Source organism: Cupriavidus pauculus, assembly GCF_002858765.1.
Classification (GTDB): domain Bacteria; phylum Pseudomonadota; class Gammaproteobacteria; order Burkholderiales; family Burkholderiaceae; genus Cupriavidus; species Cupriavidus pauculus_B.
Genome location: NZ_PJRP01000001.1, coordinates 22,629 through 48,245 on the forward strand (window position 1 = coordinate 22,629; position 25,617 = coordinate 48,245).

28 protein-coding genes are annotated in these 25,617 nt (G+C 66.1%); 12 read left to right on the plus strand and 16 right to left on the minus strand.

What is annotated here, in order from left to right; all coding sequences use genetic code 11:
- Nucleotides 1-3 precede the first annotated feature (3 nt).
- Complete coding sequence (locus tag CYJ10_RS00140; RefSeq protein WP_101679572.1) at nt 4-693, plus strand: exonuclease; 690 nt, start codon at nt 4-6, stop codon at nt 691-693.
- 151 nt (nt 694-844) lie between these two features.
- Nucleotides 845-1,075: a hypothetical protein gene (locus CYJ10_RS00145; protein ID WP_092602326.1), complete on the plus strand. Its 231-nt coding sequence runs from the start codon at nt 845-847 to the stop codon at nt 1,073-1,075.
- Nucleotides 1,076-1,165: 90 nt separating this feature from the next.
- Here CYJ10_RS00145 and arsC read toward each other — a convergent pair whose 3' ends face one another.
- A complete protein-coding gene (arsC, locus tag CYJ10_RS00150) occupies nt 1,166-1,525 on the minus strand; it encodes an arsenate reductase (glutaredoxin) (RefSeq protein WP_101679573.1) in 360 nt (119 codons plus the stop codon).
- Between the two features lie 189 nt (nt 1,526-1,714).
- On the opposite strand from arsC, the gene CYJ10_RS00155 reads away from it, so the two are divergent.
- Nucleotides 1,715-2,302 carry a GNAT family N-acetyltransferase gene (locus CYJ10_RS00155; protein ID WP_257991662.1) on the plus strand — a complete coding sequence of 196 codons (588 nt, stop codon included), beginning with the start codon at nt 1,715-1,717 and terminating at the stop codon, nt 2,300-2,302.
- Between the two features lie 12 nt (nt 2,303-2,314).
- Here the strand turns inward: CYJ10_RS00155 and CYJ10_RS00160 are convergent, their stop codons facing one another.
- The 3 genes from CYJ10_RS00160 to CYJ10_RS00170 are packed head-to-tail and all read right to left on the minus strand — an operon-like array spanning nt 2,315 to nt 3,867.
- Nucleotides 2,315-2,938, minus strand: a complete 624-nt coding sequence (locus CYJ10_RS00160) for an FMN-dependent NADH-azoreductase (protein ID WP_101679574.1) — start codon at nt 2,936-2,938, stop codon at nt 2,315-2,317.
- Nucleotides 2,939-2,959: 21 nt separating this feature from the next.
- The gene (locus CYJ10_RS00165) at nt 2,960-3,409 is read right to left on the minus strand and encodes a GNAT family N-acetyltransferase (protein ID WP_101679575.1); all 450 of its coding nucleotides are present in this window, start codon (nt 3,407-3,409) and stop codon (nt 2,960-2,962) included.
- On the minus strand, nt 3,406-3,867 hold the full coding sequence (locus CYJ10_RS00170) for a carboxymuconolactone decarboxylase family protein (protein WP_101679576.1): 462 nt from the start codon (nt 3,865-3,867) through the stop codon (nt 3,406-3,408). Before CYJ10_RS00170 ends, CYJ10_RS00165 begins: the two co-directional genes overlap by 4 nt.
- A 59-nt stretch (nt 3,868-3,926) precedes the next feature.
- Here CYJ10_RS00170 and CYJ10_RS00175 point away from each other — a divergent pair, with 59 nt between their 5' ends.
- Nucleotides 3,927-4,478 carry a MarR family winged helix-turn-helix transcriptional regulator gene (locus tag CYJ10_RS00175; protein WP_101679577.1) on the plus strand — a complete coding sequence of 184 codons (552 nt, stop codon included), beginning with the start codon at nt 3,927-3,929 and terminating at the stop codon, nt 4,476-4,478.
- Nucleotides 4,479-4,604: 126 nt separating this feature from the next.
- On the opposite strand, the gene CYJ10_RS00180 is transcribed toward CYJ10_RS00175, so the two are convergent.
- Together CYJ10_RS00180 and CYJ10_RS00185 are read right to left on the minus strand one after the other, a co-directional pair.
- Complete coding sequence (locus tag CYJ10_RS00180; RefSeq protein WP_374703208.1) at nt 4,605-5,855, minus strand: M20/M25/M40 family metallo-hydrolase; 1,251 nt, start codon at nt 5,853-5,855, stop codon at nt 4,605-4,607.
- 54 nt (nt 5,856-5,909) lie between these two features.
- The gene (locus tag CYJ10_RS00185) at nt 5,910-7,166 is read right to left on the minus strand and encodes an allantoate amidohydrolase (RefSeq protein ID WP_101679579.1); all 1,257 of its coding nucleotides are present in this window, start codon (nt 7,164-7,166) and stop codon (nt 5,910-5,912) included.
- Nucleotides 7,167-7,573: 407 nt separating this feature from the next.
- On the opposite strand from CYJ10_RS00185, the gene CYJ10_RS00190 reads away from it, so the two are divergent.
- Together CYJ10_RS00190 and CYJ10_RS00195 are read left to right on the plus strand one after the other, a co-directional pair.
- Nucleotides 7,574-8,974 carry a C4-dicarboxylate transporter DctA gene (locus CYJ10_RS00190; protein WP_101679580.1) on the plus strand — a complete coding sequence of 467 codons (1,401 nt, stop codon included), beginning with the start codon at nt 7,574-7,576 and terminating at the stop codon, nt 8,972-8,974.
- A gap of 50 nt (nt 8,975-9,024) precedes the next feature.
- Nucleotides 9,025-9,717 (plus strand): GntR family transcriptional regulator, encoded by a 693-nt coding sequence (locus CYJ10_RS00195; RefSeq protein WP_101679581.1) that lies wholly within the window; start codon nt 9,025-9,027, stop codon nt 9,715-9,717.
- 253 nt (nt 9,718-9,970) lie between these two features.
- On the opposite strand, the gene CYJ10_RS00200 is transcribed toward CYJ10_RS00195, so the two are convergent.
- Both CYJ10_RS00200 and CYJ10_RS00205 read right to left on the minus strand, forming a co-directional pair.
- On the minus strand, nt 9,971-10,918 hold the full coding sequence (locus CYJ10_RS00200; protein WP_101679582.1) for a LysR family transcriptional regulator: 948 nt from the start codon (nt 10,916-10,918) through the stop codon (nt 9,971-9,973).
- 132 nt (nt 10,919-11,050) lie between these two features.
- Nucleotides 11,051-11,719 carry a hypothetical protein gene (locus tag CYJ10_RS00205; RefSeq protein WP_101679583.1) on the minus strand — a complete coding sequence of 223 codons (669 nt, stop codon included), beginning with the start codon at nt 11,717-11,719 and terminating at the stop codon, nt 11,051-11,053.
- Between the two features lie 287 nt (nt 11,720-12,006).
- Between CYJ10_RS00205 and gcl the strand changes: the two genes are divergently transcribed.
- The 6 genes from gcl (at nt 12,007) to ypfJ (ending at nt 19,638) form a co-directional block, all read left to right on the plus strand.
- The gene (gene gcl / locus CYJ10_RS00210; RefSeq protein ID WP_101679584.1) at nt 12,007-13,791 is read left to right on the plus strand and encodes a glyoxylate carboligase; all 1,785 of its coding nucleotides are present in this window, start codon (nt 12,007-12,009) and stop codon (nt 13,789-13,791) included.
- A gap of 111 nt (nt 13,792-13,902) precedes the next feature.
- Complete coding sequence (hyi, locus tag CYJ10_RS00215; RefSeq protein ID WP_101679585.1) at nt 13,903-14,685, plus strand: hydroxypyruvate isomerase; 783 nt, start codon at nt 13,903-13,905, stop codon at nt 14,683-14,685.
- Nucleotides 14,686-14,718: 33 nt separating this feature from the next.
- Nucleotides 14,719-15,642, plus strand: a complete 924-nt coding sequence (locus CYJ10_RS00220) for a 2-hydroxy-3-oxopropionate reductase (protein WP_101679586.1) — start codon at nt 14,719-14,721, stop codon at nt 15,640-15,642.
- A 75-nt stretch (nt 15,643-15,717) separates the two neighbouring features.
- Entirely contained in the window at nt 15,718-17,040 is a 1,323-nt protein-coding gene (locus CYJ10_RS00225) for a glycerate kinase type-2 family protein (RefSeq protein WP_101679587.1), read from the plus strand.
- A 43-nt stretch (nt 17,041-17,083) separates the two neighbouring features.
- Nucleotides 17,084-18,550 carry a pyruvate kinase gene (pyk, locus tag CYJ10_RS00230; RefSeq protein ID WP_101679588.1) on the plus strand — a complete coding sequence of 489 codons (1,467 nt, stop codon included), beginning with the start codon at nt 17,084-17,086 and terminating at the stop codon, nt 18,548-18,550.
- A gap of 212 nt (nt 18,551-18,762) precedes the next feature.
- The gene (ypfJ, locus tag CYJ10_RS00235) at nt 18,763-19,638 is read left to right on the plus strand and encodes a KPN_02809 family neutral zinc metallopeptidase (protein WP_101679589.1); all 876 of its coding nucleotides are present in this window, start codon (nt 18,763-18,765) and stop codon (nt 19,636-19,638) included.
- A 205-nt stretch (nt 19,639-19,843) separates the two neighbouring features.
- Here the strand turns inward: ypfJ and CYJ10_RS00240 are convergent, their stop codons facing one another.
- From CYJ10_RS00240 to CYJ10_RS00270, 8 genes are all read right to left on the minus strand, one after another.
- Nucleotides 19,844-20,182, minus strand: a complete 339-nt coding sequence (locus tag CYJ10_RS00240) for a hypothetical protein (protein WP_101679590.1) — start codon at nt 20,180-20,182, stop codon at nt 19,844-19,846.
- 321 nt (nt 20,183-20,503) lie between these two features.
- Entirely contained in the window at nt 20,504-20,917 is a 414-nt protein-coding gene (gene rnk, locus CYJ10_RS00245) for a nucleoside diphosphate kinase regulator (RefSeq protein WP_101679591.1), read from the minus strand.
- A gap of 442 nt (nt 20,918-21,359) precedes the next feature.
- Nucleotides 21,360-21,803 (minus strand): Cd(II)/Pb(II)-responsive transcriptional regulator, encoded by a 444-nt coding sequence (locus CYJ10_RS00250; protein WP_101679592.1) that lies wholly within the window; start codon nt 21,801-21,803, stop codon nt 21,360-21,362.
- Between the two features lie 60 nt (nt 21,804-21,863).
- On the minus strand, nt 21,864-22,250 hold the full coding sequence (speD, locus tag CYJ10_RS00255) for an adenosylmethionine decarboxylase (protein WP_101679593.1): 387 nt from the start codon (nt 22,248-22,250) through the stop codon (nt 21,864-21,866).
- A gap of 14 nt (nt 22,251-22,264) precedes the next feature.
- Nucleotides 22,265-22,429 (minus strand): hypothetical protein, encoded by a 165-nt coding sequence (locus CYJ10_RS34005; protein ID WP_180862810.1) that lies wholly within the window; start codon nt 22,427-22,429, stop codon nt 22,265-22,267.
- A 12-nt stretch (nt 22,430-22,441) separates the two neighbouring features.
- The gene (locus CYJ10_RS00260; protein WP_101679594.1) at nt 22,442-23,968 is read right to left on the minus strand and encodes a DUF4178 domain-containing protein; all 1,527 of its coding nucleotides are present in this window, start codon (nt 23,966-23,968) and stop codon (nt 22,442-22,444) included.
- A gap of 6 nt (nt 23,969-23,974) precedes the next feature.
- The gene (locus CYJ10_RS00265) at nt 23,975-25,027 is read right to left on the minus strand and encodes an SPFH domain-containing protein (RefSeq protein WP_101679595.1); all 1,053 of its coding nucleotides are present in this window, start codon (nt 25,025-25,027) and stop codon (nt 23,975-23,977) included.
- 46 nt (nt 25,028-25,073) lie between these two features.
- Nucleotides 25,074-25,460, minus strand: coding sequence for a DUF350 domain-containing protein (locus tag CYJ10_RS00270; RefSeq protein WP_101679596.1), 387 nt, complete (start codon nt 25,458-25,460; stop codon nt 25,074-25,076).
- Between the last annotated feature and the right edge of the window lie 157 nt (nt 25,461-25,617).

Consider the following 25,617-nt stretch of genomic DNA (forward strand, 5'->3'; position numbering starts at 1 on the left):
CGCATGGCAAAGAAGCAGCCGCCCGACAAGCGACCGGAGATTTACGTCAGCACCGACGTCGAGGCCGATGGGCCGATTCCGGGCCCGCATTCGATGCTGTCGTTCGCGTCGGCGGCGATGCTGGCAGACAAGACCATCATCAGCACGTTCTCCGCCAACCTGGAAACGTTGCCCGGCGCGGCGGGCCATCCGGTGCAGATGCAGTGGTGGAAAACCCAGCCCGACGCCTGGGCGGCCTGCCGGCGCGACCTGGAGTGTCCCGAGGACGTGCTGCCCCGCTACGTGGAATGGGTCGAGAAGCTGCCGGGCAAGCCGGTCTTCATCGCCTTTCCGGCCGGGTTCGATTTCACCTGGATGTTCTGGTACATGATGCGCTTTGCCGGCCGCTCGCCGTTCGGCTGGGCCGCGCTGGACATCAAGACGCTGGGCTTCGCGCTGACGGGCCGGCCGTACCGGAAATCGGTGAAGGCTGCCTTTCCGGAGCACTGGCACGATCCGTTGCCGCACACCCACGTGGCGCTGGACGACGCGCTGGAGCAAGGCGCCCTGTTCTGCAACATGCTCGCAGAACTGCGCACGCGTGAAGCCCGTCTGGCGACGCTTGCATCACCGTCTGATGCTTTGTCTGGTGCGGATGACAGCGAAAGCGAAGCCTCACATCCACAGGCCGGTTCGGGCAAATCGGTGCGCTAGCCCACAAGCGCCGGCGGCATCGACGGTCGTCAGTGGCGAAAAGGGCACCACATTTGCCCGGCGTCTCCTATATTGGAAGTGTGCGGTGGCCCGCCGGGGCCACGAGAGCGGCCGACCTCGATGCGCGGCGGCATGCCCAGGAGGTGTGACCATGCGTTTCCATCCAGACCTTCATTTCAAGGACCTGTCAGGTAGGCTGCATTGGCCGCATCGCTCCCACGCGCGCACCAACGTCGTTTCGCATTTCCATTCCTCAACGGAAGATGCTGAAGTCGCCAAGGCGCTGATCTATGTGAGCGCGGTCACCGCGATCGTGCTGCTGTTCGTGTTGGCAGGCATCAGTTTCGGTCAGGAGGCCATGCACTGGCTGGGTGTTGAATAACGACGACTCGCCTGAAGCGAATCGCCAACTGACCGGCCGGCCTCCCTTGGGGAGGCCGGTTCTATTTTGTGCGTCGCAACATCACGTGACTCACGCCAGCAGCGGCGCCACGTTCTCGGGCGGGCGGCCGATTACGGCGCGGCGGTTGCGCACCACCACCGGACGCTGCAGCAGGATCGGGTTGTCGGCAACGGCCGCCAGCAGTTCGGCGTCGGTCAGGCCGGAATCGGCCAGGTCCAGTTCCTTGTAGGCGGCCTCGCCGTCGCGGATCATCTCGCGCACCGGCACGCCCAGCATCATATGCAGCTGGCGCAGCGTTGTCAGCGTAGGCGGCGACTTCAGATATTCGACGACCTCCACGGGTTCGCCCAGCCGCTGCGCCGCCGATTCCACCAACGCCAGCGTTTCGCGGGACTTGGAGCAACGGGGGTTATGGTAGATCGTGATCATGGCGGCTCCTTCTGCCTGCTGTCGGTGCGGTCGAATATCCCGCACTATACAACCGCACCCAACGCGCGCACCATGCTGGCGCGGCAACGTACCGGAAGTGGCGGGCATGCATCGTGCGTGGGCATGACCATCCATCTTCCAGGGCCGCCGGCACCCCGCCTGGGCTGCCCTGCAATCATTAGAGAAATCGTGTCTGCCCTACCCGAATCCATTGCAGTCGCCGCCCGCAAGCCGTTCAACCTGCGCGATGCCACCCCCGCCGACGTTCCCGCCATCCACGCCATCTACGCACACCATGTCCAGCATGGCCGCGCGTCATTCGAGGAGGTAGCGCCCACGGCCGACGACATGCAGACGCGCTTTGCCGAGGTATTGCGCAAGGGCCTGCCCTACATCGTGGCCGAGCGCGATGGCGAGATCCTGGGGTACGCCTATGCGTCCAGCTACCGCGCCCGCAGCGCCTACCGGTTCGCAATCGAGGATTCGATCTACATCGACCACCGCCATACCGGCGAAGGGCTGGGCCGCGCGCTGCTGGCCGAGCTGATCGCGCGTTGCGAAACCGGCCCGTGGCGCCAGATGGTGGCCGTGGTGGCGCTCACGTCCGGCGGCGAAGGCGCGGGATCGGTGGCCGTGCACGAGCGGCTGGGGTTTCGCACCGTTGGCCGGCTGGAATCGGTCGGCCTCAAGCACGGCCAGTGGATCGACACCTTGCTGATGCAGCGCCCGCTCGGCGAGGGCAACGCGACGTTGCCGGACCCGGACGCCCTGCGCTAGCCGCCTGGCGCGCTAGGCCAGCAGCACCGGCACCACCGTGGTGCACCACGACTGCAGCTTGTCGAAGGCCCGCGCTACGTGGTCGGGGCCGCGCGACGTGCTTTCCATGCGCAGGATCTCCACCTGCTTCAGCCCGATCGTCTCCAGCACATAGGTCAGGTACGGGCTGAAGAAATCGCGTTGGCTCGCGGCATCGTCCGAGAACCGGCCACCGCACGACACCACGGCCAGCACCGGTCGATCGCGCAGCAGGCCCTGCTTGCCTTGCGGCGTCCGGGCGAAGGTGCGGTCCGTCCGGACGACCAGATCAATCCAGGCTTTCAGCGACGCCGGCACCGTGAAGTTGTGCATCGGCGAGGTGATCAGCACCACGTCGGCAGCCTGCAACTCGGCAATCAGCGTCTCGGAGAGGGCCAGCGCGGCGGGATCGGCGTCGGTGCGCCCGGCGGCCACCGCCATGTTGGCGTCGGTGAAGGCCGCGTCGATGGGGGGCAGCGGCTGGGCGGCCAGGTCGCGTTCGATTACGGTCAGTTCGCCGTGGCTGGCCGCCAGGCGTTCGCGCACGAGCTGGCCCGCGCGCCGGCTGGTGGAGGCATCGCCACGCGGGCTGACGTTCAGGTGAAGCAGGGTTGCCATGTCTCGCTCAGGTGAATCGGATCAGTCGATCGGAAAGTAGAAGCGCAGGGCCCGCGCCAGCAGGCCGTTACGGTAATAGAAGCGGTGCCCCAGCACATTGGTCAGCGGGGTATCGAGCACAAGCTGGGTGCAGCCCGCCGCTTCGGTTTCGGCCTTGAGCCAGTCCATCAGTTGCCGGCCGTAGCCACCGCTGCGCGCGTTGGCGTCGGTCACCAGGTCGTCCACGTACATATGGTGGCCGACGATCAGGTTATCCGCGAAGCGATAGCCGGCCAAGGCCACCAGGCTGCCGTCGTCCCACAGCCCGGCAAGGTGGTAGCCGTCGCCGGTCTGGCGGCGCCAGCGCGTGACCAGTTCGGCGGCATCGGCCAGGTGCGGGCGCAACTGGTGCATCAGCGGAAAGGCGTCGGCCACCTCGGCGGCCGTTTCCAGGTGGCGAATCAGGATCTGTCCGGCGGTGGTTGCGCTCATGCCTGGCTCCGGTTGGCTTCGGCCGCCGGCGGCGGAAAGTGCAGCCCGACGGCGATGCGGTTCCAGGCGTTGATCGACGCAATGGTCGCGGCCAGGAACACTAGCTCCTTGTCGTCGAAAGTCGCCTGCGCGCGGGCCAACGCGGCATCGCGCGCAGGCGGATCGGTCAGCTGCGTCAGCGCCTCGGCCCAGCCCAGCGCCGCCATTTCCCGTTCGGCATAGATGCCGGCGTCACGCCAGCCGGCCAGCAGATCGAACTTGCGCGGGTCGATGTCGAGCTTGCGCGCGATGTTCAGATGGAACTGCAGGCAGAAGGCACAGCCGTTGATCTGCGAGACGCGCAGCTTGACCAGTTCGGTCAGCGCCTTGTCCATGCCGGACGCGGTCACCGCCTTGCTGACGCCCCCCAGCGACGCGTACACATCGGGTGCGGTCTGCGTGAAAGCCTGGAAATCCATGTTGAACTCCTTCGGGTAAGATGTCAGAACTCGAAGATTAATGTAAGAGCTCTGACATTATGACAAAGACCCTGCCCACGCTAGGGAAAATCAAAGGGAAAGACCAAGAGAAAGGCCGGGCGAAGCGGGACAGCCAGCCGGCCGATGCCGTGGCGATTCCGGCACCGGGCCAAGGCAAGCGCGGCGAAAGCGGCTATCTGGCGTACCTGCTGCGCCAGGCCAGCGCGGCCAACCGACTGCATATGGAACGCGCGCTGGCCGACCTGGGCGTGACGCTGCCGCAGTTCTTCGTGCTGACGATGCTGGGCGCTTACCCCGGCATCTCGGGCGCCGATGTGGCGCGGCTGGCACTGCTGACGCCCCAGACGGTCAGCGTCATCATGGGCAACCTGGAAAAGATGGGCGCGATCGTGCGCCAGCCGCATCCGGTGCATGGGCGCATCCAGACCATCGCGCTGTCCGATGCCGGCCGCGCGCTGCTGGCGCAGTGCAAGGTACGTGCTACCGACGTCGACAAACAGTTGCGCGCCGGGCTGACGCCCGATGAAGAAGCCGTGGTGCGGCGCTGGCTGGTAACCCTGGCCGTGCCCGGGGAGGGTCTGGCGGAATAGCCAAACCGGCCGAATAGCCAGCCGGCCAGCGCCCCATGAAAAAAGGCCCGTCGGCAAACGCCGCGCGGGCCATCATCACAACAAGGGGGTACTACAGGGTTCGGTGTGGTATCCGATGCCGATCACTCAGCCCATCAGGTCGGACAGCGCCAGGGCCACCACCTTGGTGGCGCGGTTCAGGTCGTTCAGGCGCAGGTTCTCGTCGGAATTGTGGCCACGGGCTTCCATCAGCGTGCGCGGGCCGGCGCCGTACAGCACCGTCGGGATGCCGCGGCTCGTGTAGTGGCGCGCATCGGTGTAGAGCGGCACGCCCTGCACCGGGATCTCCACGCCGAACACCGATTCGGCACGCGTCTTCAGCGCGCCGATCAGCTTGTCCACGCCGGGCAGTTCCGACAGCGGCTCGGCCAGGATGATGCGCTCGACCTTCACTTCGATACCCGGGCGATCCTTGGCGGCCTTCTCCACCACGGCGCGCAGTTCGCCTTCGGCGTCGAATCCGATCTCTTCCGGAATCATGCGGCGGTCCACGCGGAACGTGACCAGGTCGGGCACCACGTTGGTGTTGATGCCGCCCTTGATCAGGCCGACGTTCAGCGTGGCGGTGTCGATGCCCGGCACCTTGCTCTTGCGCGTGGCCAGTTCGGCGCGCAGGCCGTAGACCGCGTGCAGGATGTGCGTGGCGGCCTCGATCGCGTCCACGCCGGTGTGCGGCATGGCGGCGTGGCCCTGCTTGCCCTTCACGGTCACTTCCACGTGCAGGCAGCCGTTGTGTGCCGACGTGATGCCGTACGAGAAGCCGGCCGAGATCGCGTAGTCGGGCTTGGTCAGGCCTTCGTCGAGCAGGAACTTCGGGCCGATGTCGCCGCCGGTTTCCTCGTCGTACGTGAATTGCAGTTCCACGGTGCCGTTGATCTTCGCGCCCTGCTTCTCGGCTTCCTGCAGCGCCAGCACGGCGTAGGCATAGGTGGCGAAGTCAGACTTCGACACGGCCACGCCGCGGCCGTACATGACCGGGCCGTGTTCGCTGTCGGCGATCTCGCCGCCGTACGGGTCCTTCGTCCAGCCCAGGCCCGGGGGCACCACGTCGCCGTGCGCGTTCATGGCAATGGTGGGGCCGCCGCTGCCGAACGTCTTGCGCACCAGCAGGTTCGTGGCGCTGATCATGCCGGCCGCCTTGACCAGGTCAGCGGGCACCTTGTGCGCTTCCACCTTGAAACCCAGCCCTTCCAGCAATGCCTTGGCGCGCTTACCGTGGGCCTCGCAGTCGCCAGACGGGTTGTCGGACGGCACCTTGACCAGCTCGGCCAGGAACGTTTCCTGCTGCGGACGGTGCTGGTCGATGTACTGCGTCAGCGTGGATTCGATGAGGTTCATGTTGTCTCGTGCGGTCATCTTGTATCTCTGGAGTGTTCTGGTGGCCGGGTGGGCTTACTGGGGACGGTGGAAGTGTTCGACGAAGTCCGCGAACACGCGCGCCGCGGTCTGGGTGTCTTCGGCCGTCATGGTCTCGGTGGGATGGTGGCTGATGCCGCCGTTGCCGCAGCGAACGAACAGCATGGCCACATCGGCGATGGCGGCGATGGCCATGGCGTCATGGCCGGCACCGGAGGGCAGGTGACGCACGGGTACGTCCTGGCGCTCCACGGCGGCCGCCCATTGCGACTGCAGCCACGGCGCGCACGGCACGCTGGCGGCCTCGTGCGTCTTGCGGATCTGCGCACGCACGTTGCGGCGCGCGCAAACACGTTCGATCTCGGCCAGCACGTCGTTGACGGCGGCTTCGCGTTCGGCATCGATGCCGGCGCGGATGTCGATGGAAAACGTCGCGCGCCCCGGCACCACGTTGGTGGCGCCGTTCGGCACGTTGAACTGGCCCACCGTGCCCACCAGGCCCGGCTTGCCGCCGCAGCGCTTCTCGATGAACAGGCCGATCTCCGCACCGGCCATGGCGGCGTCGCGGCGCATGTCCATCGGCACCGTGCCGGCGTGGCCCGCCAGGCCTTCGAGTTCGACGATGAAGCGCGTGGCGCCCGAGATCGCGGTAACAACGCCCACGGGCAGGCCTTCGTTCAGCAGCACGGGGCCCTGTTCGATATGCACCTCGATGAAGGCCAGCACCTGGCTGCGGTCATGTTTGGCGGCGGGCAGCTGGTCGGCGTCGAAGCCGGCGGCGCGCATGACTTCACGCATGGTCTTGCCGGAGTCGTCCACGTTGTCGAGCACGTTGGTATCGAACGTGCCGGCAATGGCGCGGCTGCCCAGCAGCGTGGCCTTGAAGCGCACGCCCTCTTCCTCGGCAAACCCCACCACTTCCAGCGCAAACGGAAAGCGCTTGCCCTGGCGGTTCCACTCGGCCACGCAGGCAACCGGCAGGATCACGCCCAAGTTCCCGTCGAAGCGGCCGGCGTCGCGCACGGTGTCGAAGTGCGAGCCGGTCAGCAGTGCGGGGGCATTGGGTTCGGTGCCTTCGTAGCGGCCGATCACGTTGCCGGCGGCGTCGCGGCGCACGGTCATGCCGGCCGCTTGCATCCATTCGGTCAGCTGCGCGGCCGCGCCGTGGTGAGCGTCGGTCAGGTAGGTGCGGGTGAGCAGCCCGGGCTGTTCGGTATGAACGGCCAGGCTGTCGGCCCAGGCCATGATGCGGGTGCCGGTGTCAGCGGACAACGGCGTAGGGGTTGCTGCCATGTGCGTGTCTCTCCTGCTGCTAGTGCCTGAGCCCGGTTCAAGGGATGCCTGGCAAACCTGCCAGTCCGGGCGGGCGCCCGGGCCGTGCTCTCTATTCTGTGCGATTCATGTTAGCACAGTGAATTCAAAAATTGCATACAAAAATGATATGCACTATATTGGCCTGCACGCACCGACAATCCGCCGCGGACAATCCGGTCCGGACAAGTGGATTGCGTGGATTCCGCCTCAACAGGGGGGCTTTCCGCGTGGGGCAAGGCGGGCGGGCAGGTTTGCCGCTGGTCTTTCCGGAAGGTGCATCCAGCCCGACGTCGGCAGGCATGTGACGGCGGGCCCCCCTGAACCAGATCAGGGCCGGCCGATGGCGAACCGATGCGCCACGGACCAGGTCCGGCACGGAGACAACAATGCAGCATGCCGTACCCACGCAGCGCGCCGCTGGCCGCCTGCACACGCGCTTCACCCGTTCGCTGTTTGGCCAGGTGCTGATTGCCCTGGCGCTGGGCACCCTGCTCGGGCTCGCCTTTCCCGAATTCGCCGCCAAGCTCAAGCCACTGGGCGACGGCTTCATCAAGCTGATCAAGATGCTGATCGGCCCGGTGGTCTTCTGCGTGGTGGTGGCCGGCATCTGCGGCGCCGGCGAACTCAAGAAGGTGGGCCGCGTGGGCATCAAGGCGGTGGTCTACTTCGAGATCGTCACCACCATCGCGCTGGCGCTGGGCATCGTGCTGGCCTACGTGTTCCAGCCGGGCACCGGCATGAACGTGAACCCGCGCAGCCTCGACATCTCGGCCATGGCGGCGTATATCGAGTCCGCCGACAAGGTGAAGAGCGCCGGCACGGTGGACTTCCTGATGAAGCTGATCCCGAACACGATCATGGGCGCGTTCACCAGTGGCGACGTGCTGCAGGTGCTGTTGGTGTCAGTGCTGTTCGGCTGCGCGCTGTCGGTGGTGGGCGAACCGGGCAGGCCGCTGGTGCGGATGATCGACAACTTCTCGGCCACGCTGTTCAAGATGATGGGCTTCATCATCAAGCTGGCGCCGCTGGGCGTGCTGGGCGCCGTGGCCTTCACGGTGGGCAAGTACGGCATCGGGTCGCTCAAGCAGCTGGGCTTCCTGGTGATCCTGTTCTACGGCGCCGTGGCGATCTTCGTGCTGGGGGTGCTGGGCCTGATCATGCGCCTGTGCGGCTTCTCGGTGCTGAAGCTCATCCGCTACCTGCGCGCCGAACTGCTGGTGGTGCTGGGCACGGCGTCGTCTGACAGCGTGCTGCCGCAGGTCATGAAGAAGCTCGAATACATGGGCATCAAGAAGTCGGTGGTGGGCCTGGTGATTCCCACCGGCTACTCGTTCAACCTTGACGCGTTCTCGATCTACCTGACGCTGGCGGCGGTGTTCATCGCGCAGGCCACCAATACCCCGCTGGCGCTGAGCGACCTGCTCGGCATCCTGGCCGTGGCGCTGGTCACGTCCAAGGGCGCGCACGGCATTCCGGGTTCGGCCATCGTGATCCTGGCGGCCACGCTTTCGGCCCACCCGGCCATCCCCGCCATCGGCCTGGTGCTGGTGCTGTCGGTGGACTGGTTCATCGGCATCGCCCGCGCCGTGGGCAACCTGATCGGCAACTGCGTGGCCACGGTGGTGGTGGCAGCCTGGGAGCGCGATATTGACCGCGAGCGCGCCCACGGCGTGCTCAACGGCACGATTCCGGCTGGCGAACTGGACGAAGGGCTGTCGGCGCTGGTGGACGGCGTCGGGGAAGTCCCGGTGCCGGCACCGCTGCCCGGGGCGGCGTCGGGGCGGTAGAATCGCGCCATCCCAGTCAACGCGCAGGTCCGGCAAGAGACGCGCACACCATGCCCGAGCACATCGATCCAGACATGACCGCCGAGGCGATTGCCGACGATATCGTCGCCGCCATCGTCTCGCACCGGCTGCCGCCCGGCACCAAGCTGCGAGAGGAAGCCCTGGCCAGCGTCTACCGCGTCAGCCGCACCAAGGTGCGCGCGGCGCTGCTGATGCTGTCCAAGGACAAGGTCATCCAGATCGTGCCGGACAAGGGCGCGTTCGTGGCCAAGCCCAGTGCCGAAGAGGCGCGCGAGGTCTTTGCCGTGCGCCGCATCCTGGAAGCCGCCCTGGCCCGTGAGTTCGTCACCAGGGCGACGCCGGCCGACTACAAGCGCATCGAAAAGCATCTGGTGGCCGAGCGCAAGTCGCTGGCGGGCAACGACGCGCAGACGCGCACGCGCTTGCTGGGCGATTTCCACATCGTGCTGGCGGAGGTGGCGGGCAACAACGTACTGACCGAAATCATGCGCGAGCTGTCGATGCGCAGCGCGGTCATCACCATGCTGTACCAGAGCCGGCGCGATGCCACGTGCTCGTCCGACGAGCACCGGGCGTTCATCGAGGCCGCCAAGGCAGGCGACACCGACCGGGCCGTGGCGCTGATGGTGGAGCACCTGAATCACGTCGAAAGCGCGCTGCACTTCGAGGAAGTACCGGCCGCCGCACGCGGCAAGGATCTGGTCACCGCGTTGCTGGCCTGAGACACGCCGGCACAGTGCAGCAGGGTTGATCGCCATCAAGGACGAGGAAGGGGTGGGAGGCGCATCATTCCTCTCGCCATGAAGTTGCGGGGGCGCACTTCATGGCTCTCCCCGTCCTTCGCAAGAAGGGCTGCCCGCAGACCGCAATGGCTGCGGGCTTTTTCTTTTGGGGCGCCCTTTCTGGTGCCCCTCTGGCTTCCGGCTTCTTCTCGCCTTCCCCAGCTTTCTTCCCTTCCTGCCTGCCCCTCTGCCTTCAGGCCGACTGCCGCTGCGCGGCGTCGGTCCAGCTGCTGCCGCGCTCCGTCCAGTACCCCGGCTTGGCAAAGGCCTGCTTCAGGTGTTCGATGAAGAAGCGGATCTTGGCCGGCACCGGCCGCTGCTGTGGGTACACGGCCAGGATGTCGTAGTCGGGCAGCGCGAACTCATCAAGCACGGTGATGAGTTCGCCGCTTTCCAGCTGCGGCAGGATCTCCCAAGTCGAGCGCCATCCCAGCCCCAGGCTTTCGCCCGTCCAGCGGTGCAGCAGTTCGCCGTCGTTGCAGTCGAGATTGCCGTGCACGCGCACGGTCACGGTCTTGCCGTTCTGCTGGAAGTACCAGCCACGCTGCTGGCCGCCCTGCAGGTTGAACGCCAGGCAGTTGTGCTTTTCCAGGTCTTCCAGCGTATGTGGCACGCCATGCTTGGCGAAGTAGGCAGGGGTGCCGCACACCACGCGCTTGTTGGTGGCCAGCTTGATTGCCACGAAATTCGGGTCGATGGCGCCGCCGATGCGGATGCCCAGGTCATAGCCCTCGCGCACCAGGTCCACCACGCGGTCGGTCAGGTTGAACGAAATCTGGACTTCAGGATTCGCCGCCAGGAACACCGGCGCGTGCGGCGCCACGTGCTTGCGGCCAAAAGCGGCCGGCGCCGAAACGATCAGGTGCCCGGTGGCCTTGTGCTTGCCTTCGGCGATCAGCATCTCGGCGCGATCCAGGTCTGACAGCGCCTTCTTGCACTGCTCCATGAACGCCGCGCCCTGCTCCGTCACCACAATGCGCCGGGTCGACCGATGCAGCAGCTTCACGCCGATGCGCGCTTCCAGCGCGTTGATGCGCCGGCCGATCATGACCGGCGTCACGTTCTGCGTCAGCGCCGCGGCGGCCATGCTGCCGTGTTCCACCACGGCGATGAATGCTTCGATTTGTTTGAGTTTGTCCATAACGCCATTTGTCTCCTGCCGCCACATTGTGAGGCATTGACGCCATGGTGCGCATCCCCGCAGGACGATGCTGTGCATCCGCCCCACGCTATGGATGGGCGCTGCAGACGGCCCGGGACGGGGCCGTCGGGCCTACCGGCCAAGCTTCTCGTTGATTTCCGCGGCCTCGCCGAGCACATGGGCCAGGCGCCGCAGCGGCGCGCTGCATTGCAGTTGCGCGAACAGCGCCAGCGCGCCGCCGCCGACCAGCACCGCGCCGTAGAGCGCCACCAGCGACGGGCCATGGCCCGGGGCCATCACCGCCAGGCCGTCGGCCAGCACGACGGCCGCCGGCGCCAGCGCCAGGATCAGCGCCAGCGTGCGTGCGCCCCCTTCCCACAGCCGCGCCTGAAGCAGGATGCGGCGTTGCCGCGCACGCAATTGCAGCACCGGAATACGGCCCAGGCGCAGCAGCAATACGTTCTCGACTTCGCTCTGAGCGTCGACACGACGGGTCAGCCAGCGCAACGGATGACGCAGTGCATCACGGCGGGCCAGCAGGCGCGACAGCCAGGCGCCCGCGTAGAACACGCCGCTGACAGCCAGCAGCACATGAAACGCCTGCGGCAGCCAGGCCGGCGGCGCCTGCACCAACACCTGATGCCACCAGACCAGCCCCCCACCCGCCACCAGCGTCGGCACCAGCGCCAGCACGAACCCGGCCCACAGCACCATGGCCAGCCGGCCGTCCGGGGATTTTTCGGCCGGCGCCGTCTGCAACGCTTCCATCAGTTCATAGGTGCTCGGCAGCCGTGTGTACATGGCGGGGCAAGGCAATTCCAAACCCCCTATTTTGACCCGGGCCCCCTTGCCGCCGATAGGGGAAAACCGTAGCAAATCGCCCCAACCCCACGTATCGGGGGAGTGCCGTCCCGTCCCTTCCGGAGGTATCTCAAAGTTCACATTCACAGGATGGTTGCTGCGGCATTCCTTACGTCAGGTATCGAATCAACTGATCGCCCTTCTGTTTATCCACAACCCGCTGCGGGCATAAAGTCAACGCCAGAACGAAATCCCACTCATTGTTTTCAAGCGTACTGGAGAGAGACATGCCGAAGATGAGAGCAGTCGACGCGGCCATTGCCGTGATGGAGAAGGAAGGCATCACCACCGCGTTCGGCGTGCCCGGCGCCGCCATCAACCCGTTCTACTCGGCCATGCGCAAGGCCGGTTCGATCCGCCACCTGCTGGCGCGCCACGTGGAAGGCGCCTCGCACATGGCCGAGGGCTACACCCGCGCCGAACCCGGCAACATCGGCGTCTGCGTCGGTACGTCGGGCCCGGCCGGCACCGACATGATCACGGGCCTGTACTCGGCCTGGGCTGACTCGATTCCCATCCTCTGCATCACGGGCCAGGCACCGCGCGCCCGCCTGTACAAGGAGGATTTCCAGGCCGTCGATATCGAATCGATCGCCAAGCCCGTGACCAAGTGGGCCGTTACCGTGCGCGAACCGGCGCTGGTGCCGCAGGTGTTCCAGCAGGCGTTCCACCTGATGCGCTCGGGTCGCCCGGGTCCGGTGCTGATCGACCTGCCGTTCGACGTGCAGGTGGCCGAGATCGAATTCGATCCGGAAACGTACGAGCCGCTGCAGCCGTACAAGCCGGCCGCCTCGCGCGCCCAGATCGAGAAGGCCATCAGCATGCTGAACCAGGCCGAGCGTCCGCTGATCGTTTGCGGCGGCGGTGTGATCAACGCCAACGCCGACGCGCTGCTGGTCGAGTTTGCCGAACTGGTCAACGTGCCGGTCGTGCCGACCCTGATGGGCTGGGGCGTGCTGGCCGACGACCACCCGCTGCAGGCCGGCATGGTGGGCCTGCAGACGTCGCACCGCTACGGCAACGCCACGCTACTGGCATCGGACTTCGTGATGGGCATCGGCAACCGCTGGGCCAACCGACACACGGGCAGCATCGATGTCTACACCCGCGGCCGCAAGTTCGTGCACGTCGACATCGAGCCCACCCAAATCGGCCGTGTGTTCGGCCCGGACCTCGGCATCGTGTCCGACGCCAAGGCCGCGCTGGAACTGTTCGTGGAAGTGGCCCGCGAAATGAAGATGGCCGGCCGCCTGCCGTGCCGCAAGGCCTGGGTGGCCGACGTGCAGAAGCGCCGCCGCACCATGAAGCGCAAGAGCGATTTCGACAACGTGCCGGTCAAGCCGCAGCGCGTGTACCGCGAGATGAACCAGTACTTCCCGCGCGACGTGCGCTACGTGTCGACGATCGGCCTGTCGCAGATCGCCGCCGCGCAGTTCCTGTCGGTGAACCAGCCGCGCCACTGGATCAACTGCGGCCAGGCCGGCCCGCTGGGCTGGACCATTCCGGCCGCCATCGGCGTGAAGACCGCGTCGCCGAACTCCGACATCGTGGCCATCTCCGGTGACTACGATTTCCAGTTCATGATCGAGGAACTGGCAGTGGCCGCGCAGTTCAAGGTGCCGTACATCCACGTGGTGGTGAACAACTCGTACCTGGGCCTGATCCGTCAGGCGCAGCGCAACTTCGAGATGGACTACTGCGTGCAGCTGGCCTTCGACAACATCAACGCGCCCGAACTGGAAGGCTACGGCGTGGACCACGTGAAGGTCGTGGAGGGTCTGGGCTGCAAGGCGATCCGCGTGTTCAAGCCCGAGGACATCGCTCCGGCCTTTGCCGAGGCGCGCGACCTGATGGCCGAGTTCTCGGTGCCGGTCGTCGTGGAGGTGATCCTGGAGCGCGTGACCAACATCGCGATGGGCACCGAGATCGACAACATCAACGAGTTCGAGCCGATCGAAGACCTGGAAGACGCCGAGGAAGCGATCCTGGCCGAAGAGACCACCACCGCGTAAGTCTCGCCCCGCACCAGCGGCACCAGCAGTACCCCGCAGTACGCCCCCCCGCCCCGCTCCACCGGGGCGGGCGGGGCCACCGTTTTTCCCAACACCGAGAGAGACATCACAATGCCAAAGCTCGCAGCCAACCTGACGATGCTGTTCAACGAAGTGGGCTTCCTGGATCGCTTCGAGGCCGCCGCCCGTGCCGGGTTCCGTGGCGTGGAGTTCCTGTTTCCGTACGCGTTCCACGCTGACCAGATCGCCGACCGCCTGAGCCGCTTCCAGCTGGACCTGGTGCTGCACAACCTGCCCGCCGGCAAGTGGGATGCCGGCGAGCGCGGCATTGCCTGCCACCCCGACCGCGTGAGCGAGTTCCAGGACGGCGTGGGCGAAGCCATCAAGTACGCCAAGGTGCTGGGCGTGCGCCAGCTGAACTGCCTGGTGGGCATCCTGCCGCAGAACGTCAAGCGCGAGCAGGCCAACGAGACACTGGTCGAGAACCTGCGCTTCGCCGCCAACGCGCTGGCGAAGGAACAGATCGACCTGCTGGTCGAGCCGATCAACACGTTCGATATTCCCGGCTTCTTCCTGTCGCGCACGCAGCAGGCCGTGGACCTGATCGGCCAGGTCAACGCGCCCAATCTCTACGTGCAGTACGACATCTATCACATGCAGCGCATGGAGGGCGAGATCGCCAACACGATCCGCGCCAACCTGCCGAAGATCCGCCACGTGCAGCTGGCCGACAACCCGGGCCGCAACGAACCGGGCACCGGCGAGCTCAACTACCCGTACCTGTTCCGCTTCCTCGACGAGATCGGCTACCAGGGCTGGATTGGCTGCGAGTACAAGCCGAAGACGACCACCGAAGCCGGCCTGAGCTGGCGCGCCGCTCACGGCGTTCAATAAGACACCTCGATTTCAACTTCTGGAGACATCAACATGGCAAACCAACGCAACGTCGGCTTCATCGGTCTGGGCATCATGGGTGCGCCCATGGCGGGCCACCTGCGCGCCGCCGGCCACACGCTGTTCGTGCATGACGTGAACCCGGCCCCGCAGGCCCTGGTCGATGCCGGCGTCACCGTCTGCACCAGCGCCGAGGAAGTGGCCAAGCGCGCCGACATCGTGATCGTCATGGTGCCGGACACCCCGCACGTGGAAGCCGTGCTGTTCGCCGAAAAGGGTATCGCCGCCGCCTTCAAGGCCGCCGGCAAGGAAGCCACCTACGGCAAGATCGTGGTCGACATGAGCTCGATCTCGCCCATCGCCACCAAGGACTTCGCCGCGCGCATCAACAAGCTGGGCGCGTCGTACCTGGACGCCCCCGTGTCGGGCGGCGAAGTGGGCGCCAAGGCCGCGTCGCTGACGATCATGGTCGGTGGCCCGTCGGAAGCGTTCGACGAAGTGAAGCCGCTGTTCGATCTGATGGGCAAGAACATCACGCTGGTGGGCGGCAACGGCGACGGCCAGACCACCAAGGTGGCCAACCAGATCATCGTGGCGCTGAACATCCAGGCCGTGTCCGAAGCCCTGCTGTTCGCCTCGAAGGCCGGCGCCGATCCGGCCAAGGTACGCCAGGCGCTGATGGGCGGCTTTGCAGCATCGCGGATTCTTGAAGTGCACGGCGAGCGCATGGTCAAGCGTACGTTCGATCCGGGCTTCCGCATCGAACTGCACCAGAAGGACCTGAACCTGGCCCTGCAGGGTGCCAAGGCGCTGGGCGTGTCGCTGCCGAACACGTCGGCCGCACAGGAACTGTTCAACGCATGCGCCGCCAATGGCTACGGCAAGCTCGACCACTCGGCGCTGTGCCGCGCGATCGAAATCCTGTCGAATCACGAAATCGCCAAGGCCGCTAAGTAATTGCAATAGCAGCATTGCAGTTGCCTTCGCGTGAAGGCAACTGCATCGTTTTTCCCAAGATTCCTCAGGATTCGCATGTTCGCCACCGACGCCAACGCCGCCCTGCTTTCGACACAGCGGCAGACCGACTATCGCAACCCTGCCCAGGCCCGCACGTTGCTACGCGACCTGTTCGATACGGCCGTGGCCGCCGTGAGCGCCAGCCATTGCCTGCCGCCGCACCTGCCGCCACCGCCGAAGGGCCGCACCGTGGTGATCGGCGCCGGCAAGGCAGCCGCCTCCATGGCGCAGGCCGTGGACGCGCACTGGCAAGGCGAGCTGTCGGGGCTGGTGGTGACGCGCTACGACCATGGCGCAGACTGCCACCGCATCGAAGTGGTCGAGGCCGCGCATCCCGTACCCGATGCAGCGGGCCAGCAGGCCGCGCAGCGCATGGTGGAACTGGTGCAGGGCCTGACTGCCGACGACCTCGTACTTTGCTTAATTTCTGGGGGCGGCTCGGCACTGCTGGCGGCGCCCGCGCCCGGCATCACGCTGGCCGACAAGCAGGCCGTGAACAAGGCGCTGTTGCGTAGCGGCGCCAGCATCGGCGAGATGAACTGCGTGCGCAAGCACCTGTCGTCGCTCAAAGGCGGCCGCCTGGCGTTGGCCTGCGCCCCGGCGCGCGTGGAAACGCTGCTGATTTCCGATATTCCTGGCGACGATCCGACCCTGATCGCCAGCGGCCCCACGCTGCCCGACGCCACCACGTGCGCCGACGCGCTCGCGGTCATTGCCAAGTACGACATCGACGTACCGGCCAACGTGCGCGCGCATCTGGAATCTGGCGCCGGCGAAACGCCCAAGCCCGGCGATGCACGCTTTGAAGGCCACCGCAGCGTCACGCTGGCCAGCGCGCAGCAGTCGCTGGAAGCCGCCGCCGCCCGTGCCCGCGAACTGGGCCTGACCGCGCACATCCTGTCGGACAGCATCGAGGGCGAGGCCCGCGACGTGGCCGAAGTGCATGCCGCCATCGCGCGCCAGATCGTCGCGCATGGGCAGCCGTTCCAGAAGCCGTGCGTGATCCTGTCCGGTGGCGAGACCACGGTCACCGTGCGCGGCAACGGCCGTGGCGGGCGCAACGCCGAATTCCTGCTGTCGCTGGCGGTGGCACTCGACGGCCTGCCCGGCGTGCACGCGATTGCCGGCGACACCGACGGCATCGACGGTTCCGAAGATAACGCCGGTGCGCTGCTGGGGCCCGACACGCTGACGCGCGCCGCATCACGCGGCCTGTCTGCCCGCGCACACCTGGACAACAACGACGGCTACGGTTTTTTCGCCGGCATAGACGATCTGATCGTGACCGGCCCCACCCGTACCAACGTCAACGATTTCCGCGCGATCCTGATCGTTTGAGATCGCGAGCTGCAGCATAAAGAGGATGGAGAAGGAGACTGACATGAGACGCCAGCGCAAAGCGAAGATCTTGGCCACCTTGGGCCCGGCCAGTTCGGACATCGCCGTGATCCGCCAGCTGTTCGATGCCGGAGCCGATGTGTTCCGGCTGAACTTCAGCCACGGCACGCACGATGACCACCGGGCCCGCTACGACGCCGTGCGGCAGGTGGAGGCCGAGACGGGCCGCCCCATCGCGATCCTGGCCGACCTTCAGGGCCCCAAGCTGCGCATCGGCACGTTTGCCGTCGGCAAAGTGGCCGTGCGCGCCGGCGACACGTTCGTGCTGGACAGCGACCCCACGCCCGGCGACGGCACGCGCGTCTACCTGCCGCATCCGGAGCTGTTCAAGGCGGCCAACGCGGGCCAGTCGCTACTGATCGACGATGGCAAAGTGCGTCTGAACATCGAGGCGGTGTCCAGCGGCAGCATCACCACGCGGGTGGCCAACAACGGCACCCTGTCCGATCGCAAGGGCGTGAACGTGCCCGACGCGGTGATCCCGATTCCGGCGCTGACCGACAAGGACCGCAAGGACCTGACGTTTGCGCTGGAACTGGGCGCCGACTGGATCGCGCTGTCGTTCGTGCAGCGGCCGTCGGACATCGCCGAGGCGCGCGAGATCATCGGCACGCGTGCCGGTGTGCTGTCGAAGATCGAAAAGCCGGCTGCGCTGCAGCAGCTTGACGAGATCGTGCGCGCGTCCGACGCCGTCATGGTGGCGCGTGGCGACCTGGGCGTGGAACTGCCGCCCGAGCGCGTGCCCGGCGTGCAGAAGCGCATCCTGCGCGTGTGCCGCCAGCTGGGCAAGCCGGTGGTGATCGCCACGCAGATGCTGGAATCGATGATCGATTCGCCGGTGCCGACGCGCGCCGAGGCGTCGGACGTGGCCAGCGCCATCTACGACGGCGCCGATGCGGTGATGCTGTCGGCCGAGTCGGCCAACGGCCGCCATCCGGTCCCGGCCGTGTCGATGATGGATCGCATCATCACCGAGGTGGAGCGCGATCCGCTCTACCGCAACATGATCGACGCCCAGCACGAGGTGCCGCTTTCCACGCGCCAGGATGCGATCTGCGCCGCGCTGCGCGAAGTGACGCACATCATCGGCGCCAAGGCCACGGTGACGTACACGTCGTCGGGCGCCACCGCACTGCGCGCCGCACGCGAGCGGCCGTGCGCGCCCATCGTCAGCATCACGCCCAACCTGGACATCGCGCGCCGGCTGGCCATCACCTGGGGCGTGCATTCGACGGTGAGCCCTGACGTGCAGAGCGTGGACGAGATGGTGGAAGCCGCGGCCCGCGCCGCGCTGGTGGAAGGCTATGCCGAACCGGGCGACCAGATCACGATCGCGGCCGGCATGCCGTTCGGCCAGGGCGGCACGACCAACCTGCTGCGCGTGGCAGAGGTGGGCACCGAAGTGGCCGCTCTGGATCTCAGCAAGGCACCCGCCACGGCTGCCGTCTGACCCCTGCGCGGCACGCGCCGCATGGCATGAGACGTTTTCCCTTGCGTCGGGCGGGCTGACCCCCTGCCCGCCCCGCCGCCCGCGAAAGTCGGCCCGATTTTCGCGGGCGGCGTCCTTTTTCAAGGTAACGTTTTTTGCCCTGCCGCTGGCTGCAAGGCCCGGTTGCTATACTCCAGCGGATATTTCCCGTGTCCCCAGATGGAGCCCCCGCCATGCGTCTCGATGACGAATCCGAAAGCCAGAATGTGGAAGACCGCCGCGGCGGTGGTGGCGGATTCGGCATCGGCGGCAAATCGATCGGCATCGGCACCGTCATCGTCGCGCTGGCCGCGTCCTACTTCTTTGGCATCGACCCCAGACTGATCCTGCAGGGCGGCTCGGCGCTGCAGCAGCAACAGCAGCAGGCACCGCAGTCGCAGTCGCACCGACCGCCGGCTACCGACCAGCTTTCAGTGTTCACGCGAAAGGTGCTGGGCAATACCGAGCGCACCTGGGAACACATCTTCGAGACCGACCTGAACCGCCGCTATGCGCCGCCGACGCTGGTGATGTTCACTGGCGCCACCCCCACCGCGTGCGGCACGGGGCAGTCGGCGATGGGCCCGTTCTACTGCCCCGCCGACCAGAAGGTCTATATCGACCTGTCGTTCTACAACGAACTGCGCCAACGCTTTGGTGCGGGCGGTGACTTTGCCCAGGCATATGTGATCGCGCACGAGATCGGGCATCACGTACAGAATCTGCTCGGCGTGTCGAACAAGGTGGACGCCGCGCGGCGCCGCATGGGCGAGGCGCAGGCCAACCAGCTTTCCGTGCGCATGGAACTGCAGGCCGACTGCCTGGCCGGTGTCTGGGCCGCCACAGCGGGCAAGCTCAACCAGCAACTGATAGAGCCAGGCGACATCGAACAGGGCCTGAAGGCCGCGGCCGCCATCGGCGACGACCGTCTGCAGAAGCAGGCGCAGGGCTATGTGGTGCCCGAGGCGTTCACGCATGGCACCAGCGAACAACGCGTGCGCTGGTTGCGCCAAGGCCTGACGACCGGCGACATCCGCAAGTGCGACACCTTCGCGCAGCGGCAACTCTGACGGTACATCGGAAAATTCAGAAAAGAACTACGAGAAGAACGACGGGAAGAAATTGGGGAACGGCAGGCGGGGGAAAAATCACCTGCGCGACGGAGAGAGAAGGAGGAGGTCGGTCGCGCAGGTGGGAGAGAAACCGGAAATCAGAATCGGCGGCCCGGAGATGACTCGGGGCCGCCGATTTGCGTTCTGGCGGGCAGACAGGTCATCAGACCTTGTAGCCGTACAGATCGCCGTTGCGTGAGTTGTCCAGCGCGGAGCCGGAGATCTCGCCGCTGAAGCTGTGTGCACCTTCACCGAAGCTGTCGAACTTGCCCTGACGGGTGCCGTCCGTGAAGCTGTCGAATTTGCGTTGGCCGTCGGAGAAGAAATCGTACTTGCCGATCTTCGAGCCTTCACTGTACGTGTCGAACTTGCCTTGGCGCGCGGCATCGGCATACACGTCGAACTTACCGACCTTCTTGGTCGTGGCGGGCGCGGCAAAAGCGGCCGACGCGGCAAACGTGGCGAGCACGAGAGCGCCGCCAAGGATACGTTTGGCGTTCATCTGGGACTCCTTCAACTGATTCACAACTTTTTTATGGATACAGCTGACTACTGCCCGGACGCGCTATCTATGTAGCGATGCGAGCACGGACTGAAGGTTAGTGGCTTGCACTTCCATGAGAAATACCGCTGCGACGAATGGTGCGTTGCTCGCCGTGAAATGCCGGGTCTGTGGATGAACGGTAGGGGTGGGCGACCGAACGGTTGCCGGGAGGGCTATTCCGCAGTACGGAACTGTTCACCTACCCTGCGGTACGGGTGCGGACAGGTGAATGGCGCTGCGGACGTCTCGGTCGCGCAGCGCGCATGGTCCGGCGCGTGCTCAGAGCGTGTACTGGCCGCTGGCCTCGGGCTGGAAGGCGATGCTGACGATGGTCACGCGCTGCGCGCTGCCATTGGGCAGGCGATAGTCCACGGTCTTGCCGGCGCGAGCGCCCAGCAGAGCCTGGCCAATCGGCGACAACACCGACAGGCGGCCCGCCGCCAGGTCGGCATCGTCCGGATAAGCCAGTGTCCACTCACGCGGCGCGGCTTCGCCTTCCAGCGTGCAGACGACACGCGAGTTCATCGTCACGACGTCCTTGGGAATGGCATCGGGCGAGACGATGGCCGCGCGTGCCAGTAGTTCATCTAGCATTTCGTCCAGCTCGGCGGTGCCGGCACGGCTGGCGATGCCCTCCAGGCGCGTCACGTCGAGTTCGGTCAGGTAGAGGGTCGGGTTCTTGATCTTTGCCATGGCAGTGCCTCTCGCAAAAGCGGCGGCCACGCGTCGGGATGAGCCCCGGCGCAGGCGGCAGCCGTTGAAAATCGGTCGGGCCGGCGCGGACAGGCGCCGGCGGCATTACAGCGGATAAGCGTGGTGGCTCGAGCCCGGTTCGGCACCGGACCCTTGCTGCTCAGGAGTGGGATCGGTCAGGCCGGGAACCGGGCGGGATCAAGCGGGGCGTTGATCCGGCGGGTGGCGGTGATGGGCTGCGCCACCATGCGCGCGCGCGCCGGTCGCATGGTGCGAACCAGGACAAGGGCGGCGGACGGAAAGTGGCGAAACATCGTAGGAAAATTCTGAAAAAGGCGTCTCTGTTGACGCGAACGGCCATGCTAGCACAGCCATCGCGACATGGCCGATGAGAAACATCCCCGCTCTGGCGGGGCTCTCTTCAAGCGAACTGCCAGGCGGTTCAGTGTCGCGGATGGTCCGGATGGCACTCGCAGCCGGCGCCTTCGGCGGCCTGCTGCAGGTTCTGGAGGATGCCGCACTCGCTGGCCGGATGCGGATTCGGGTTCTCGCAGGTATGGCGCAGCGTGCGGAGCTGCCCCTCCAGCGCCTCAAGCGCCACCCGCTGGGCGTGAATCTGCTCGATCTGGCGATCCAGCAATGTATTGATATCATCACATGCCAGCGACGGGTTGCGCTGGAAGTCGCGCAGCCGGCGCACATCGGCCAGGCTCATTCCCAGCGATCGGCAGTGGCGCACGAAATTCAGCTGCACCAGATGGCCATCGCCATAGCGGCGGTAGCCGTTGTCTTCACGCTGGGGGGCGTCGAGCAGCCCTTCGCGTTCGTAATACCGGATGGTTTCCACGTCGCAGCCGCTGTGGCGCGACAGTTCGCCGATGCGCATGGCCAGTTCTCCAAACCAATCCCTGTAGTCATTACAGGGTTGGCTGATAGTGTAGCCCTGTCAGGTCGGGCGTGCAGTACCCGGGCCGCGCGCATGGTTTCGCACGTGCCAGTCGGTGGGGGCCAGCGCGCGTACCAGGACATCGACGCCCAGTTCCGGCCGCGCCGTGCCGCACATGAAGATGTCCACCGCGGCGAAGCCGTACTCGGGCCAGGTGTGGATGCTGATATGCGACTCCCTGAGCAGCAGCACACCCGTGACCCCCAACCCGGGGCCGAAGTGATGGAGCCGGGCGTCCAGCGGCGTGGCGCCGGCCGCGTGCGCGGCGTCGCGCAGCGCGCGCTCGATCCGCGTGGCGTCAGTCAGCAACGTGGCGGCCACGCCCTGCATGTCGAGCAGCAGGTGGTGGCCCAGCACGGGCGGACAGATCGGCGTTGGGGCGTTCATGGCTGGCGCCTCGCCTACTTGTGGCCGCCGCCCGACGACCAGCCGCTGCCGCTGGAACCGCTCCAGCCGCGCGACGACGACGAATAGCCGCCGCGGTCCATGGCGCCCGACGACGCGAGCGTGTAGAACGTCGCGCCGAACAGCACGATCGAGCCATAAACAAGAAACAGAAAACGCACCGCCAGTCCTTTCTAGTCGTCGTCTGTGCCGGGGTTCGACATGCTTCCCACCAGCCACAACGGTAGCCACAGCAACAGTGTCCCAACGATCAGGCCGGCGAAATTCGCGCGCCCGAACAGGACGATCGGCAGGTTCAGCAGCCACATGATGGCCACGATCCACCAGGCCACCCTTCTGCAGTATCCCAGGTCGCTGCCTGCCGCCACGGGCCGCTTCTTCTCGCGCAGCCGGCTCGCGGCCGCCAGCGCCTTGTTGTTCCGGAACCACTGCGCCACCTGCGTGCGGCTGACGGTAGTCGACTGGGTCCAGACAATTTCCGTACTCGATGCCTCGCGGGTCAGCCGCCGCGCCGGTGGTCCGTACTCGGTCAGGTTCGTGACATCGCCGGCCTGCACGCGCCAGTTGAACGTGCCGGCGGCATACAGCACCGTGCTTCTGTACGCGAAGCCCTTGCGGTACTCCTTGTCGTCGAGCACGGCGACGCTGGCGCCCCCCATCAGGCTGGGCCAGGTATCCAGCACGCGCACGCGATCCCAGCCGGCATCCTGCTCCACCAGCCAGATGAACCCGGCCTGCTCGTTGAACAGCAGATACTCGACCCAAGTCGAGGATTCATCGGGATCGTCATCGATGCACTGAAGCAGCCCAAGCACCGTGTATGGCTTGCCGTCGATCGTGCCGACCTCGCCAGGCGTCAGGCTGGTCTGCAAGGCTTCGATCTCGGCGTGCTTCTCCAGCACGATCGCCGTCGACGTCGTGCAATCCACCTCGCTATGGCAACTCGGGCAAACGACGAAATTCGCTACCCCCGGGCGCCAGCCGATCGGGCTGCCGCAGTGGGGACAGGCCAGCTGTTCGGCCTTGCCCCGAAAGCGGTCGGCGGTGCGGTCGATGGCGTCGGATTCGCGGAGGAATTGTGCCTGCAGTTGTGCCAGCGTAACCATGCCGCCGCGATAGACGGCGGGCGGATAGCCATCGGCGTAATCGAGTGTCAGGAAGTCAGCGGCATTGCGGAAGTCGGCCACATTCGCCGTCCACCCCGCACCCACCTGGAAAGGCAGCTCGCCCTGCCCACCCGTGCAACGGGCTGTCCGGACGTCGCTGGCCTCGTAGCGATATTTGCCGAAGAAAAGCGGTTCGCCGGGCCTGAGCGATGCAAATTGCGGCAGCTTGCCCGGCAACGCCTTCGCGGCATCCTCCGTCGCCACACGCCGCGTCAGCATGTACTGGCCCGATGCATCGGCCAGCCAGCCGTCGCTGCCGTCGTCGAACAGCAGATACCACTCGTTCCACAGCCCGGCGTCGTAGCGCAGCTGGATGCGGCCCACGAGCGTGAAGCCCTGTCCCTGCCACACGCCGCTGGTATTCATCTGCAGCGGCGTGTAGTCCTCCAGCACGGCCGACATCTTGCCTATGTCGCGCACCTGGTCGGCCTCGCGCAGCAAGGTGCTGTGGCAGTACTCGCAAACCGCCATGACGGCGGCGGACGAACGAAAGCTGACCTCCGCGCCGCAGCCCGGACAGTTGACCGTTTGCATCGGGAATCAGCCGACCAGCTTCTTCAGGATCTCCGCCTTGGCCGAGTCGAATTCCACCTGCGAGATCAGACCCTTGTCGAGCAGTTCCTTGAGCTTGCCCAGCCGCGCGGCGGGATCATCGGCCGGGGCGGCTACCGCACCCGCGGCCGCAGCTGCTGGCGCGATCCCCGGTGCGCCCGCGGCGCCCGGCATCCCGGCCACGCCGCCCACCAGCCCGCCGGCCATGGCCTGCCCCATCACCGCGCCGGCCGCCAGGCCCGCGCCCAGACCCGCCACGCCACCTTCGTTCTGCGCCGCGAGCGGGATCGAGCTGGCTACCTGGTACTGGGTGTATTTGGCCATATCGCCCATCATGCCCATCGAGATTCGCGTGTCAATGGCCTTCTGCAGTTCCTCGGGCAGCGACACGTTGGTCACCGCGAAGTTGTCCAGTGCCACGCCGTAGCGCGCGAACTCCGGCACCAGCTTTTCGCGGATGGCCTGCGCCATCAGCGTCTGGTTGGCCGCCATGTCCAGGAACGGGATCGACGACGCGCCCAGCGTGCTGGTCATGGTGGCGATCAGCAGGTTGCGCAACTGCTCTTCCACCTCGTCGCGCGTGTATTCGGCGCGCGTGCCGCTGATTTCCGTATAGAACAGCTTCGGGTCGGCAATCTTGTACGAGTACAGGCCGAATGCGCGCAGCCGCACCATGCCGAAGTCCGCGTCGCGGATCGTGATCGGCTGGGCCGTGCCCCACTTGCGGCCGATCTGCAGGCGCGTGCTGAAGAAGTAGACGTCCGACTTGAACGGCGACTCGAACAGCTTGTCCCAGTTCTTCAGGTACGTGAGCACCGGCAGCGTCTGGGTGGTCAGCTTGTACATGCCGGGCCCGAACACGTCGGCGATCTTGCCTTCGTTGACGAAGACCGCCATCTGCGATTCGCGCACGGTCAGGCTGCCGCCGTACTGGATCTCCATGTCCTCCATCGGGTAGCGCCAGGCCAGCACGCCGTCCGTATCCTCCGTCCATTGGAGGATATCGATGAACTGCTTCTTGATGAATGACCCGATACTCATTTCAGCACCTCTCGAAGGGGGAATGGTTTGCCGCGCGCGCCAGGCGTCAGGACAGGCAAGCCGCGTTGAGCACGCCGACCGCGACCGACATCGTGCCCATCAGGCCGCCCATGGCGATGTTGTTCGATTCGATGGCCGCGTCCATGTCCGGCAGCGCGCGCGCCAGCGCGGCGTAGACCACGGCCTGCACCACCATCGCCCCCAGCGACCACACCAGAAACATCAGGAAGGTGTCGTTGTGCTGGATGCTCGATGACAGCGTGAAGCAGAAACCCAGCGTGCTGCCGCCCAGCGACAACGCCGCCGCCACGTTGCCCTGGCGGATCAGCGTGAACTCGTGGAACGGTGTGATCCTGGTGTAGACTCCGACGAACACGACCAGCAGCACAAGGCTTGCCAGCAGGTGCTCGACGTAGGCATAGATTGGTAGCATGTTTCGGGTCGTTTCTGACGTGTGTTTGGGGTGGTCCCGCCCTGCCGATGCGATGCCGCATGATGATTGCGGCAGAGTATATCCGCAGTCGCATTTTTCCCAATACCAGTATTCATGACCTTGCCGGACGCTGTTGCGTACCGGCCCATCTCCCGCT